A 12,826-nucleotide genomic window follows, 5' to 3' on the forward strand; every position below is an offset into this window, starting at 1 on the left:
ATAATCGGTTTTTAGTAATATTTAGGGAGGATAAATAAAGTGGTATTAAATCATTAAGTAAAGGTGATTCCAATGAATAAGATTAGTCTGGTTTTATTAACAAAGGATAGTGATTATGCTAATTATTTCTCGAACTTTCTTATTAGTTCAAATCTTAAAGAGAAATTTTCCTCCAAAATTTTCACGGAAATAGATACGTTTAAAGAGAGTACACGTAACAAGAAACAGCACATATTACTAACAGATATGATTATTGATCATGAAAGCTCGGTTACTTTTGATAAAATAATCACGCTTTCTGAAGAACAGATAAGTAAAAAACATGATTCCATTGCATCTATATATAAGTATCAGCCTTTTCATGAGCTTATGTCACAGGTGTTAGCCATGTATTATGAAATGAACGGAAAGCTTGGTTCGGTAATGAACGGGAAAGAAACGGATAGCGTTATTAGCTTCTATAGTGGAAATGGCGGAGTTGGTAAGACGATCTTATCCCTTTGTTTAGCAAAGCATTTAAGTTTTAAAGAGAAGCGCGTCTTCTATCTTAGCCTAGAAGAATTACATAATACATATTTATACTTCAAACAGGATAAACCATCCTCCGCCGAGGTGTTTTATTTTTTAAAAAAAGATAAAGATCAGCTTATTGCTAATATCGAATCGTTAAAGTCAAGAGATGCTTTAACAAACATAGACTACTTCTCATTTCCAGTACTTCCAGAAGAAATGCAATTAGCAACAGAAGAAGATATTGAAACGCTTATACAGGCAATTAGAGATACACAAAATTATGATTATATTATTGTTGATCTTGATAGCTCCATTCATGCGCGAAATCGTACTGCTCTCAAGAATAGTGATGAAGTATTCTGGGTCTTGTCTTCGAACGAGACTAGCTTTTCAAGTGCTAATAATGTCATGGAACATGATTTAGTTGGAATTGGGAATGATCGGTCCAATATCCACTTTATTGTAAACAATGTGGGTGAGGAATTGTTTGACGGTTTTGATGCATTTAATTTTAGTATCGAAGCGCATATCCCATTTCATGTCCATTGGCTTAACAAAAGTGAAGAAACAAAGTTACAGGAAGATATCGTTGTCGGTGAACAGCTTTTCAAATTACTAAAAGAAAATACGATTCAATCATCGGAGGTGTCTCCGCAGTGGCAATAAGTGAAACTAAGGATAAGGAGTCAGCTCATCAACAGCCCACGAGCAAGGTACCAAAAACGGAGGATGAAATTACGAAGCTGTTAATCGATAAATTAAGGGAAACACTAGACTTCATGCATTCAACTACAAATGACGAGCTACTGGAACTCGTTGAAGAGACAGTGATTGAGTATGCAAGAGAGTCAAAGATTTCCTCAGTTATGATTAAACGAATCGTTGATCGAATGTATCATGCATTTAGAGGACTTGGCGTATTACAGCCGATATTGGATGATCCATCTATAACGGAGATTATGATAAATAATTATGATGAAATTTATATCGAACGAGATGGTCAAGTATCGAATGCAAATGTGAAATTTGAGAATCAACAAAAGCTTGAAGATACGATTCAAGCAATTGTTTCTAAGGTTAACCGAGTTGTTAATGAATCCAGTCCTATTGTAGATGCTAGATTAGAAGATGGCTCTAGGGTAAATGTTGTATTACCACCAGTAGCCTTAAAAGGTCCAGCTATGACAATTCGTAAATTTCCAGAAAAGCCTTTAATGATTGGAGACTTGATCCAGTTTGGTGCATTGGATGAAGACGTTGCTTGTTTTCTCGAACAGTTAGTAGAAGCGAAATATAATATTTTCATTAGCGGTGGAACGGGTTCTGGTAAGACGACATTTTTAAATGTATTGTCCAATTTTATACCAACCGAGGAAAGAATTCTTACTATCGAGGATTCGGCAGAGTTACAAATACGCAAAGTTCCAAATCTAGTTAGTCTCGAAACAAGAAATGCCAATACAGAGGGTAAAGGCGAAATTACAATCAGAGATTTAATCAAGGCTTCCTTACGTATGCGACCGAACAGGATTATTGTTGGTGAGGTACGTGGCCAAGAGGCATTAGATATGCTGCAGGCGATGAACACTGGTCATGATGGGTCTCTTTCTACAGGGCACGCGAACTCCGTTTATGATATGCTAAGCCGTTTAGAAACGATGGTTTTAAGTGGTGCTGAATTACCAATTGAAGTTATCCGTAAACAAATAGGATCGGCAATTGATATCATGGTCCATTTATCGAGGCTTAGAGACCATTCGCGTCGAGTAATGGAGATTTCTGAGGTGTGTGGAGTAGAGAATGGTGAAATTATTATTAAACCATTATATGTTTTTGAAGAAACCGGAGAGGACTACAGAGGAAAAATTATCGGTAAGCTTCAAAAGACGGATCATAAGCTGGAAAATACATCAAAGCTAAAACTTACAGGAAAGAACGATGTATTGGAGCAGTTTGCCTAATAGTAGGTGTGCCTGAAGAGGAGGATGATAAATGGACACAAGAGAAATCCTTTCACTTACCGCTATTATTGTTTGTGTAGGAATATTTATTTTCCGTAGAGTCCGAAAGAAAAAGTTGGCAAACATAGAAAAAAAACTGGCAGAAAAGCATGGTGCTGAGGTCAGAAGAAGAAGTATAGAAGCAATTAAAAGAAGGACCATAGGTGGAGAAAATCTTATTGACTATGGAACCTATAAATTGTCGAAAACAGAACGAGTGAAGTATACATTATTAGCAGCTAGTATTATATTTTGTGTAGGAATAATATTTTATGACAGTATCATTGTATCAAGTATCGCTGCATGTCTTGGAATTATTTATCCTAAATTTAAGCGTAAAGATTTAATAAAAATGCGAAAAGATGAATTGGCTTTACAATTTAAGGAAGCAATTAGCTCACTTGCATCATCTCTTGCAGCAGGGCAGTCAATTGAGAATGCATTTCGTGAAACTCAAAAGGACTTAAAATTGCTTTATCCCGATAATGACACGTACATTTTGAAGGAATTAAACTTGATTAACCGGAGAGTTGAAAATGGTGAAATAATTGAACGTGCTATAGATGACTTTGCCAAGCGTTCCGATGTAGATGATATCCGTAATTTTTCAGATGTATTTATTACATGTAAACGAACTGGTGGAGACTTAGTAGAAGTAATCAAACGTACAGCTGATATTATTACAGATAAAATCGAAATACAACAGGATATTAGGGTACTAGTTTCCCAAAAGAAATTTGAGTCTAAGATTATGGCGGTGGCTCCGGTGGGAATTACGGTCATGCTGAAAGTGACTTCCCCTGATTTTGTAGCACCATTATATGAGTTTGGCACATTGGGGCCAATTGTTATGACAGTTGCGCTCGCGTGTATCATTTGTGGACTTTTAATTAGTCAAAAGATTATGGACATAGAGGTATAGGAAGGGTTAATCTATGATACTAAAAAGTATATTGATGGTGATTCTATTAATTATCATTGGCATGAACTTGAAATATAAGAAGGTATATGAATCATTTATTTCTAGTTATAAAGAAGACATTACATTACCTATCATTGCTCCTTACGCATTAGCTATCATTGATAAATTAAACTTGTATAAACGAATGCCGAAATTGATTAATTCTATTCATCAGAAAATGATCATTTTAAAAGGAAGTAAACTATCAGCCGATCATACCAAAATATATTTGGCAAAAATCATCACAACCATAACATTAGCAGTATTCTTTACAATGGTATATGTGGAATTGGACGGTGGAGGTTATACAAATTTAATATATGGATTAATATTGACGGGCATTTTAGGCTTTTATTTAGTGAAGGATTTGGATAAAAAAGTGAGGCAACGAAAGGATTCTATTGTTATTGAATTGCCCGAATTCGTTAATAAAGTCATTCTATTAGTAAATGCAGGAGATACGGTTCAAGGTGCCATAAAAAAATGTGTGGATCAGAATAAACAAAAGGTTTTTGATTCCCCATTATATTTTGAACTAAACGAAGCGGTAAATAAAATGTCAGCAAACACACCCTTTCAGGAGGTGATGAAGGACCTAAATTACAGATGTGGGATTCAGGAGGTTTCCATATTTACGACAACCGTTATGATGAATTATCGCAAAGGTGGAGCTCTCTTAGTTCAATCACTGAAAGAATTATCGGTATCATTATGGGATAAGCGAAAAACGATTACCAGAATTAAAGGGGAAGAAGCATCATCAAAATTGGTATTCCCGATAATCTTTATATTTGGTGCCGTGTTATTAATTGTTATTTACCCAGCAATAGCTATATTTTAATTATTAAATTTATATGCATAGAGGAGAGAGTTTACATGGAAAAAATCACAAATTTTTGGAAGGATTTTTGGAATGATGAAGAGGGATTAGAAACAATTGAAGTGCTTTTAATATTAGCTGTTTTAGTAGCAATTGCCCTCTTATTCAAGGAAAGGATTACAAAATGGGCAAATAATCTATTTGACAATATAGATGAACAGCTTCCAGGTGAGTGATCATGACTATACGTTTTTTGAGGAGGATTAACAATCTATCATGAAAAAAAACAGTTTATTATCCATGTTCTTAGTATTAATAATTTGTCTAATCTTAGCTGCCTGTTCTGATGATAAACCAAATGAGGAAACGGAACAGACGGGGGAAGAGCAAACAGAAACAGATAGCAATAATACTGATACTTCTAATGAGAATACACAACAAGAATCGGAAGATGGAACAGCTACAGAAGAGAAAGACGAAGAAACTAGTAATGATGAGTATGTAGAGCATCAACTTGGCTTGAAAATAGGAGAGACAGGAATCGTTGTAAGCTCACCTGATAAATTAAAATACGAAGTGACATTAAATGAAGTAAGCTATCGTGATGAACTTGAAAATGTATCCTTATATGGAGACACATTTGTATTAGTAGATGTTACTGTAAAGAATGTCGATGATAGGGCGTTTGATGCTACTGATATCTTTGAACCTGGTTTAGGAGGGCTTGATTCCAATGAATACGTACCACCTATTGGGTCTCAGTATCTTCAGGATGCTTCAGAAATACAGTTGATAGAGGGAGAATTAGATCCTGGAGATTCTATTAATGGAACTTATGTGTTTGATATAGAGAAAACAGATAATTACAATTTTGTATTTGGTCATGCTGCAGATCAAATTACGACCCGAGCTGAATGGGAATTCAGTGAAGGGGAAGTAAAGTAAGAGAATGAATGTTAATTAATAATTAACAGTTGAAAATGAAGGGAGTAATTAATATGAAGCCCTTTATGAAGGAAGAACGGGGAAGCTTTACAATTGAAGCTACCCTTGTCTTCCCTGCTCTTCTAATGTTTACTCTAATTGGCGTCTTCTTTTGTATTATTATTTTTCAAATGGGCACGGCAAGCTATATGGCGCATAAAGTATCAAGTGAGCTCGCCTATACATGGAATAGTACACATAAAGACATAAAAACGGGTGATTTTGAAAAAACAGAATATACAGGTCTAGCTGGTGGAGATGGATTATATTGGCGGGTCACAGATAATGATGTTTTAGGTTTTTTTAACTTAAGTGGTTTTGCTGGAGACAATATAGTGGTAGATAAGAAAAGAAAAGCAGATATATACAATGGTGCAATTACATTAAAAGTGGACTATAATAATACGCTGATATATAGCGAAGTTGAGGTGGAGGCTGAATCTGGCTTGTATATCCCCACCTTTTTCAAAAATATGATTGGAAGCAAGGTGAAAGGAACATCTAGCCATGTGGTTACTGAAACTCCTGAATTAATTAGAACTGCCAACTTCGGTAAATATTTATGGAGTGAATTTGGCATGAATGGAGCATTAAGTGATGCAGTTAGCTCCATAAGGAAGTTTTTTGGTGGTGAATAACTTGAAAAGAAAAGTAAAACGATTTTTTTTAAAGGATAATGGTTCTGTCTCGATCTATGCTATTATGATTATCCTGCCAATCTTCTTATTAAATGCATTATTGATCGATACGTTGCGTATTCTAAGTGCAGAACGCCAAATAGATAGTGCAATGGAGACTGCATTACGTTCTACCATGTCGCAGTTTAGTTCAGATTTGGCAGGTGTAGGCTTATTTGCATATGATGGAAATGATGCAGGTGGGGATTTTACTACATATATGAATGATCAGTTCTATTCTGGCTCTGAATTGAGTGGTACACAAAACCTTGTAAGACCATCGATTACAAGTGCAACGGCAAGCTTTGATAATTCACGTAACTTAGTTGACTATGATGTTTTTCGACATCAAGTTATAGAAAGTATGAAATATCAAGCACCGGTACAAATGGGGAAAGATTTATTTGAATTACTGACAGGAAATGATATATCAGTAGAAGATGTAGAAGAAGCAGAGGATCTAGTTGAAAACTATGAAGAAATTCTTGACTTAATGAAAAAGAGGAATGCTGAAATTGATGAATCTATTAAACAATTAAATCCTTATAACAAACTGATTAACGAAGATATTAAGAATCGTGTCATTGGTAATCCAGTTTCATCTGATAATGAGAAAATCCCTAAAGGAATAAAAACTTTCAATCAGTTAGTCTTTTATCTTGATAGGTATCAAGAGTTAAAAGAAAAAGAAGCAGATGGAGAGGAAGAATTGAGTTCCAGTGAAGAAAAGGAAATCGATAATTACATAGCAGGAATTAACGCTGAAATATATAAAAGTGTTATCGATATCGAGATATACCATAATGATATACCTACCCATTTAGTTGGTTCTGGTGGTGAATTCACTAATCCCAAAAGTGGATCAGCAAAGGATTATAATGACCAGATTAATGAATTGATGGATGGTAGTGATTTATTATCAGAATTAGAGAAATTTACACTAACGGATGATTTTTTTAAAGATATTTTAGATGGTACGGATGCAATTTATGAAAAAGTTCGAATTGACAAATCCTTAGGTGATAATCCAAACCTAAGTGATCCAGGACAGTATAGTATAGGTCAGTTATTTGCACTGTTTTATATAGCTATTGATAGCAATAATAAAACAGCAGCAGAAATTATTATTCAATCTATCGAGACTAAGTTAAATAACTTAAAAGAAAATCAAGTGAAAAAAATAGAAGATCAAATGCAAAAATATGATGATCTGAAAAAAGCATTGGAAAATGTGGATACGCAAGCAGAAGAAGAAAAAGCAGATGAAAGTTTTGGCAGTTTATGGGCAGAATTGAATAAATATAATGATATCAAAAATCAAATATCAAGTGATAATCAGCTTTATGCTGAGCTTGATAATATTATCGCAGAATATGATGGAGTAACAGGAACTGTAGGCGATACAGAAGAACCGAGTCGTCTACAATTTATCAAAGATGCATTCGATAGATTTAAAGAATTTGTGGTATTTATGCAAGGTTTTCCAACTTCTGTTCGGAATGAACTATATATTAATGAGTACATTATGGCGAATTACGGATCAAAAGAACCATATGAAATTGGAGCTTCAGAATCCTATGCTTTTGCTACAAAAAAAGCACAATATATTACTTATGGATATAATGTTGCTGGAATGAATTACTTTATGTTTTTAAAAGACATAGCTTTAATTTTATTTGTAGGTAACTTAATTTCCCAAGGTATACAGGGGGGATTTGCAGGACCATTAGGCTTTTTTAAGGCACTGGCAGGAGCGATAATAACTACAGCTGATCAGTTGGAAGATCTTACGGAAAAACCTTATAAAATGGATTGGAATCCTTTTAAAATGTTTGGAGGAACAGGTGTGCCGATGAACATGCCGATGTTTCTTAGAATTATAATGGCAATGAAATCTACCAGTGAACCGTATAATAATGAAAAGATGAGAAGAGTACAGGCAGTTGTAACGAAGGAGACGGGTGTTAATTTAAATGACAAACCATCGTATATCGAAGGAAATGTACAAGGTAAATTAAAGCTATGGTTTATTCCACAATTAGCAGAAGTATTACCTGGAAATGTAGAGGGGAACTATTATATTTTTGAAAAACGGAAAGTATACTCATATTAATCAGGAGGGAATAATTGATGAAAAAACTATTGATTATGTTATTTGCAAGTTTGCTATTAGTAGCATGTAGTGACGAAGGTGATACTACGAAAGATACTGGAGAAGAAAATAATGAAAAGGCAACTGATACCGATACTTCGAAAAAGGAAGAACAGAAAAAAGTGTATCAAATCGGAGAAACAGCTGTGATCACCAGTGATTTATATGAGTTCGACTATGAGGTAACCGTAGACGATTTTAAGCTAACTAGAGAAGTAGATGGAACCCCTTTAGATGACATTATTTCAGGTGCAGAAGAAGATGGTAGATTTGCCGTCGTCGAGGTTACCATTAAAAATATTAGTGATCGATCCTATGTACCAAACGAAATGTTTTCAGCGAATTTTGCGAGAATGGACGCAAAAGGCGGTGAAACATCTTATGACCAATTCTTTACGATAGGAGATGAGGAATTAGCACCTGGAGAAGAAATACAAGGCCATTTAGTATATACCACTAGAGTTGATTATGCAGATACATTTGTATTAAAGTATGAATTTATGTCTGATGAAGAAACACACTTTGAGTTACCGAACCCAGAACAATAAGCAGTGAATCTAAAAGGTGAGGAGAGGTTATACTACTCCTCACCCGAAACTTTCGAGAAGTATAAAGTATTTATTAATGGCTAAGGAGTTGTTGTGCGTAATGAAAAAACTATCATTCCTACTTATTTTTATCACTTTCTTAGTAGCTGGCTGTTCAAATTCTTCAGGTGGTGATGGTGGCACTTTAGAAGAATTAGATAAAGATAAAGCAAGAGAAGCCATAGCTGAAGGGGCTTTAGAGAGCCATATCCTACATGATAAAGGCTATAGCCCATCCGATATTGTAAATATCGAGGTTTGTGAATCATACCATATTGACAATGAAGAAGCTGGATTTATCGATATGTATAAAGTGGAGTGGGAGACAAGTGATGGTAAATTTGCGTACGATTTCTCGCTAACTACTGATTATGAGATAGAAATAATTTCTGGCTATAGAAAAATTGAAGACCGCTGCATCTATATTGATTAATAGGAAGGTCCTTTTAGTGAGAAAGTACAAGAATATTAAGTTGTGATTTTAGATAAAAATTAGGAGTTGCTAGAAATGAAGAAATTATTAATGGCGTTAGGGGCCTCATTTCTATCTTGCCGGATGTGGGAATAATGAAACGGATACTGAAAGTGCCCCAAGTATACGTATTGAAGATTTAGATCAAGCAAAAGCAAAAAGTGCGATTGTAGAAGGAGCACTAGACATGAACTTTCCAGGCAGAGATTATCAAGAAGCTGATATTATCAATATTGAAGTTTGTGAATCACTACATATAGACCATAAAAGTGATGGATTTACCGGTAAATTTATTACATTTTGGGAAACAAGTGATGGTGAACAAAGGAACCATTTCTTAATAAATGATAATTATGAAGTAGAAAAAATAGCTAATTACGACAAGATTCCTGATCGTTGTGTGAACATTGATTAAACCGTATTAAATCATAAGGAAAAGGGGTGTGTTATGTTGAATTTTCTAAAAAAAAATAGTGGAAGTATAACGTTGGAAGCAGCATTAATCATCCCTCTTTTGTTAACTTTTATTTTGTTTCTCACCTCATTAGTGAAAATTTCGATAGCTGAGATGGCATTACAGGAAGCGGTAAATGAAACAGCTCAGTCTGTAGCTCATTATTCATATTTAGCAATGGTAGGGCAAGGTCTGATCCAAGAACAAACAGATGGGTTTGTTGATTCTTTGACAGAGGGTGCTGCAGGTAAGTTAGGAAATCATGAGGTGGCTAATTATATACTTGATAAATTAGGAGCAGTAGGTAAGGATGTTATTCCAACATCAGGGCAAGGACTTAATTACTTCTCCAATGAAATTTATCAAGGAATAGTTCAAAAAAAATACGAAGAAAATGTATTTAGCTCAACTTTTTTTAGTCCAGAAAGTGTTCGAGTAATAGATTCCTCCTTTCCACATGGAGCTAGCGAAGATGCGGCAAATGTAAAGATTGAAGCTGAAAATACCATGCAAATTGTGCTCCCTTTTTTTGAAAAAGAGATCAAAATTAAAAAGATTGTAGTTGAGCGTGGATGGGTTGGAAATTAATAGGGGTAAAACATTGTAAGGATATTAATTTATTAATTATTTTTAATTGCGCTAGCTTATTTTAATATTCGCAAGCAGAGAATTCCTAAATTCAAATAGAGTTTGGAAGTATTATGTCTAGCCTTGTATATTTTTAAAAAGCTATAGGTGCTTGTGATGAGGAGAAACAGTTATTGAGTGATAATAGGCGTATTATTTACACTTTGTGATTTTATATATCTATTATATTCGTAGGGTTATTGAAGTTATAGTTTTATATTTACGAAAACCGTTTTTATTAAGTTGACGTTAGTTTTTTTACATATTAAAGAAAGTATACAAAAAAGGTCATTAACACCAGTTAAAAAATAATGTATTAAACCCGTACATATGCTTTATTTCTGGGAAGTTATATATCGTATAAGACTAGGGGCGGTGTAGGAAGGAGATTTTCTTGAAAAAATCATTAACTTTGTTATTAGCAATTTTGTTATTAGTAGCATGTAGTGATAAAGGTGATACTACCAAAGATACTGGAGAAGAAAATAATAAAACGGCGATTCAGCAGGATGAATCGAAAACCAATACTACAGAAACGGAAGAACAGAAAAAAGTTTATCAGATGAGAGAAACAGCAACAGTTACCAGTGATTTATATGATTTTGATTATGAGGTAACGGTGAATGATTTTAATATCCAAAATGAAGTAGACAGTGTGAAAATACAAGATTATATTACTGGTGCAGATGAAGGTTATGGATTTGCTGTAGTAGATGTAACGATTAAAAATATAAGTGACGAGTCGTACGTTCCAAATGAAATGTTTTCAGCGAATTTAGCAAAAGAGGGTGACACTGCGGGAGATATTTCAAATGACGAATTTTTTGAAGTTGGTGATAAAGAGTTGGCTCCCGGAGATGAATTGAAAGGTCATCTAGTTTACGATATACCACTAGATGATTCAAGAAAATACACATTAAAATATGAAATATCATCTGATGAAGAAATACACTTTGTATTACCTAACCCTAAAAAGTAAGTTATTTAGAGATTATTATGAAAAAGATCTGTCTAATTTTTCTTGCTATTATTATGCTTGTAGCAGGTTGTAGTGATAGTGATAATACAAGAGAAAAAAATAAAAATCCTGAGCTTGCAGAAACAGCAAATAATAATCGAGAAGATATTGAACTACACAATGTTGGTGAAACAGTACAGGTGAAAAGTAATAAATATGATTTCACTTATGAAGTTACCTTGAATAGTTATAAAGAGAAGGATGAATATGAAGGGAAATCCGTTGCTGATTTTAATGCAGATGGTGGAGACTTTACTGGAGTTAAATTTGCTGTAGTAAATCTTACAATTAAAAATACGAGTACTGAGCTTTTTATACCTTTTGATAAAATTGAACCCATTTTCTTAAACTCAGCTCCCTTAGGTTTCTTTAATGAATTAACTCCGGAATTAGGAGATAGTTTAAATTCTGGTGAATAAATAACAACTAACTTGATATCAATCACAAATTTTAAAGAAAATAATAGCTTTTTAGTTTTTGAATTTATGATGGATGAAGAAGTATGATTTACATTAAAGAACGTTGAATAATAATCTTGCATAATACTTAGGGTAGCATTGCTGCCCTTAGGAATGAGATATTTTGATATATTTTATTCCTAAGCATAGCAATGAGGTAGTGGGGAAATATCTTGGTAGATTGTTTGTTAAACGAAATAGGGGGATACCAATGAAAAAATTATTAGCATTATTAGTACTACTAGCAGTAATTATAGTAGCAGGTTGTAGCGATAACGATGAAGGTGATAACAAAGAGGAGAAAGATGATAACAAGGAACAAGCGACAGAAACAAACGATGATAATAATAAACGTAAAGATGCTGAGGATAAAAAAGTTTATCAGATAGGGGAAACGGCGACAATTACGAGTGATTTATATGACTTCCCATACGAAGTTACGGTTAATGATTTTGAATTAACTTCAAAACCAATTAATGGAATTGATCTAGAACAATTCGGCTATACTTCTGAAGAAGGTGGACAATTTGCTGTAATTAATGCAACTATTAAAAATATTAGCGATCAACCATTTGTACCAAATAAAATGATTTCTGCCCAACTTGTATCAGAATCTATTGGTTTAAACTCTGAAGATGAAGATTTCTTTCTAGAAAGAAACGAAGAATTAAAACCAGGAGAAGAAATTACAGGTGATTTAGTATATATAAGTAGTGATTTTAACAAAGATAATGTTCTTTATCTGGTTTATGAATATATGGCATCCAATGAGGAAACTAAATTCGAACTACCTGTTTCATCATAAGCGTTGTCAATATGGGGTAGCTTACTACTCTTAGAATGAAGATATTAAATTTAAATATCTTCATTCTAAGGGAGATAAGAAAATCTGATATAAGAAGGGGTTATTACTGATGAAAAAACTATTAGTATTATTGTTTATCATAATAATTGTATCAGGTTGTAGTAACACACCTTTCATGTATTTGAAAAGAACCGCATGCTTGAAAGTGAAATGTAAAAATAAAGAAAAAAGCAGCAGAGCATGGCTGGGTAGGGAATTAATTTAGGAAGGAGGGAGAAGAATGCCAACACATTTCTAT

The 12,826-nt window shown here is 33.8% G+C and carries 16 protein-coding genes; all 16 read left to right on the plus strand.

Going from position 1 to position 12,826, the window contains the following annotated elements; translation table 11 throughout:
• Positions 1-72: 72 nt before the first annotated feature.
• The 16 genes from JUJ52_RS13465 to JUJ52_RS23730 all read left to right on the plus strand — a co-directional run bounded on the left by JUJ52_RS13465 (position 73) and on the right by JUJ52_RS23730 (position 12,793).
• Positions 73-1,179, plus strand: coding sequence for an AAA family ATPase (locus JUJ52_RS13465; RefSeq protein WP_152525466.1), 1,107 nt, complete (start codon positions 73-75; stop codon positions 1,177-1,179).
• Between the two features lie 113 nt (positions 1,180-1,292).
• Positions 1,293-2,474, plus strand: coding sequence for a TadA family conjugal transfer-associated ATPase (locus tag JUJ52_RS13470; protein WP_205389742.1), 1,182 nt, complete (start codon positions 1,293-1,295; stop codon positions 2,472-2,474).
• Between the two features lie 31 nt (positions 2,475-2,505).
• Positions 2,506-3,435 (plus strand): type II secretion system F family protein, encoded by a 930-nt coding sequence (locus JUJ52_RS13475; RefSeq protein WP_051388479.1) that lies wholly within the window; start codon positions 2,506-2,508, stop codon positions 3,433-3,435.
• 13 nt (positions 3,436-3,448) lie between these two features.
• Positions 3,449-4,315: a type II secretion system F family protein gene (locus JUJ52_RS13480; RefSeq protein WP_051388480.1), complete on the plus strand. Its 867-nt coding sequence runs from the start codon at positions 3,449-3,451 to the stop codon at positions 4,313-4,315.
• A 35-nt stretch (positions 4,316-4,350) separates the two neighbouring features.
• On the plus strand, positions 4,351-4,530 hold the full coding sequence (locus tag JUJ52_RS13485) for a Flp1 family type IVb pilin (protein WP_026683192.1): 180 nt from the start codon (positions 4,351-4,353) through the stop codon (positions 4,528-4,530).
• Between the two features lie 40 nt (positions 4,531-4,570).
• Entirely contained in the window at positions 4,571-5,239 is a 669-nt protein-coding gene (locus JUJ52_RS13490; protein ID WP_228089002.1) for a DUF4352 domain-containing protein, read from the plus strand.
• Between the two features lie 53 nt (positions 5,240-5,292).
• Positions 5,293-5,916 (plus strand): TadE family protein, encoded by a 624-nt coding sequence (locus JUJ52_RS13495; RefSeq protein WP_051388481.1) that lies wholly within the window; start codon positions 5,293-5,295, stop codon positions 5,914-5,916.
• A 1-nt stretch (position 5,917) separates the two neighbouring features.
• On the plus strand, positions 5,918-8,068 hold the full coding sequence (locus JUJ52_RS13500) for a TadE/TadG family type IV pilus assembly protein (RefSeq protein ID WP_228089003.1): 2,151 nt from the start codon (positions 5,918-5,920) through the stop codon (positions 8,066-8,068).
• Between the two features lie 17 nt (positions 8,069-8,085).
• Positions 8,086-8,655, plus strand: a complete 570-nt coding sequence (locus tag JUJ52_RS13505; RefSeq protein ID WP_026683195.1) for a DUF4352 domain-containing protein — start codon at positions 8,086-8,088, stop codon at positions 8,653-8,655.
• Positions 8,656-8,755: 100 nt separating this feature from the next.
• Positions 8,756-9,127 carry a hypothetical protein gene (locus JUJ52_RS13510; protein WP_026683196.1) on the plus strand — a complete coding sequence of 124 codons (372 nt, stop codon included), beginning with the start codon at positions 8,756-8,758 and terminating at the stop codon, positions 9,125-9,127.
• 226 nt (positions 9,128-9,353) lie between these two features.
• On the plus strand, positions 9,354-9,581 hold the full coding sequence (locus JUJ52_RS13515) for a hypothetical protein (RefSeq protein WP_228089004.1): 228 nt from the start codon (positions 9,354-9,356) through the stop codon (positions 9,579-9,581).
• A gap of 36 nt (positions 9,582-9,617) precedes the next feature.
• Complete coding sequence (locus JUJ52_RS13520) at positions 9,618-10,208, plus strand: TadE/TadG family type IV pilus assembly protein (RefSeq protein ID WP_026683198.1); 591 nt, start codon at positions 9,618-9,620, stop codon at positions 10,206-10,208.
• A 433-nt stretch (positions 10,209-10,641) separates the two neighbouring features.
• Positions 10,642-11,226, plus strand: a complete 585-nt coding sequence (locus JUJ52_RS13525) for a DUF4352 domain-containing protein (RefSeq protein WP_228089005.1) — start codon at positions 10,642-10,644, stop codon at positions 11,224-11,226.
• A 17-nt stretch (positions 11,227-11,243) separates the two neighbouring features.
• Positions 11,244-11,684, plus strand: a complete 441-nt coding sequence (locus tag JUJ52_RS13530; protein ID WP_026683200.1) for a hypothetical protein — start codon at positions 11,244-11,246, stop codon at positions 11,682-11,684.
• A 250-nt stretch (positions 11,685-11,934) separates the two neighbouring features.
• Positions 11,935-12,528, plus strand: coding sequence for a DUF4352 domain-containing protein (locus JUJ52_RS13535; protein WP_228089006.1), 594 nt, complete (start codon positions 11,935-11,937; stop codon positions 12,526-12,528).
• Positions 12,529-12,637: 109 nt separating this feature from the next.
• Positions 12,638-12,793: a lipoprotein gene (locus tag JUJ52_RS23730; protein WP_161629305.1), complete on the plus strand. Its 156-nt coding sequence runs from the start codon at positions 12,638-12,640 to the stop codon at positions 12,791-12,793.
• Positions 12,794-12,826: the final 33 nt, after the last annotated feature.

The sequence above is a fragment of the Virgibacillus sp. AGTR genome, from assembly GCF_016919725.2.
Taxonomy (GTDB): Bacteria; Bacillota; Bacilli; order Bacillales; family Amphibacillaceae; genus Virgibacillus; species Virgibacillus salarius.

Bases quoted from the DNA above. Each gene is read 5' to 3' on its own strand.
- JUJ52_RS13465 (WP_152525466.1), top strand. From the start codon at position 73: ATGAATAAGATTAGTCTGGTTTTATTAACAAAGGATAGTGATTATGCT.
- JUJ52_RS13470 (WP_205389742.1), top strand. From the start codon at position 1,293: ATGCATTCAACTACAAATGACGAGCTACTGGAACTCGTTGAAGAGACA.
- JUJ52_RS13475 (WP_051388479.1), top strand. From the start codon at position 2,506: ATGGACACAAGAGAAATCCTTTCACTTACCGCTATTATTGTTTGTGTA.
- JUJ52_RS13480 (WP_051388480.1), top strand. From the start codon at position 3,449: ATGATACTAAAAAGTATATTGATGGTGATTCTATTAATTATCATTGGC.
- JUJ52_RS13485 (WP_026683192.1), top strand. From the start codon at position 4,351: ATGGAAAAAATCACAAATTTTTGGAAGGATTTTTGGAATGATGAAGAG.
- JUJ52_RS13490 (WP_228089002.1), top strand. From the start codon at position 4,571: ATGAAAAAAAACAGTTTATTATCCATGTTCTTAGTATTAATAATTTGT.
- JUJ52_RS13495 (WP_051388481.1), top strand. From the start codon at position 5,293: ATGAAGCCCTTTATGAAGGAAGAACGGGGAAGCTTTACAATTGAAGCT.
- JUJ52_RS13505 (WP_026683195.1), top strand. From the start codon at position 8,086: ATGAAAAAACTATTGATTATGTTATTTGCAAGTTTGCTATTAGTAGCA.
- JUJ52_RS13510 (WP_026683196.1), top strand. From the start codon at position 8,756: ATGAAAAAACTATCATTCCTACTTATTTTTATCACTTTCTTAGTAGCT.
- JUJ52_RS13515 (WP_228089004.1), top strand. From the start codon at position 9,354: ATGAACTTTCCAGGCAGAGATTATCAAGAAGCTGATATTATCAATATT.
- JUJ52_RS13530 (WP_026683200.1), top strand. From the start codon at position 11,244: ATGAAAAAGATCTGTCTAATTTTTCTTGCTATTATTATGCTTGTAGCA.
- JUJ52_RS13535 (WP_228089006.1), top strand. From the start codon at position 11,935: ATGAAAAAATTATTAGCATTATTAGTACTACTAGCAGTAATTATAGTA.
- JUJ52_RS23730 (WP_161629305.1), top strand. From the start codon at position 12,638: ATGAAAAAACTATTAGTATTATTGTTTATCATAATAATTGTATCAGGT.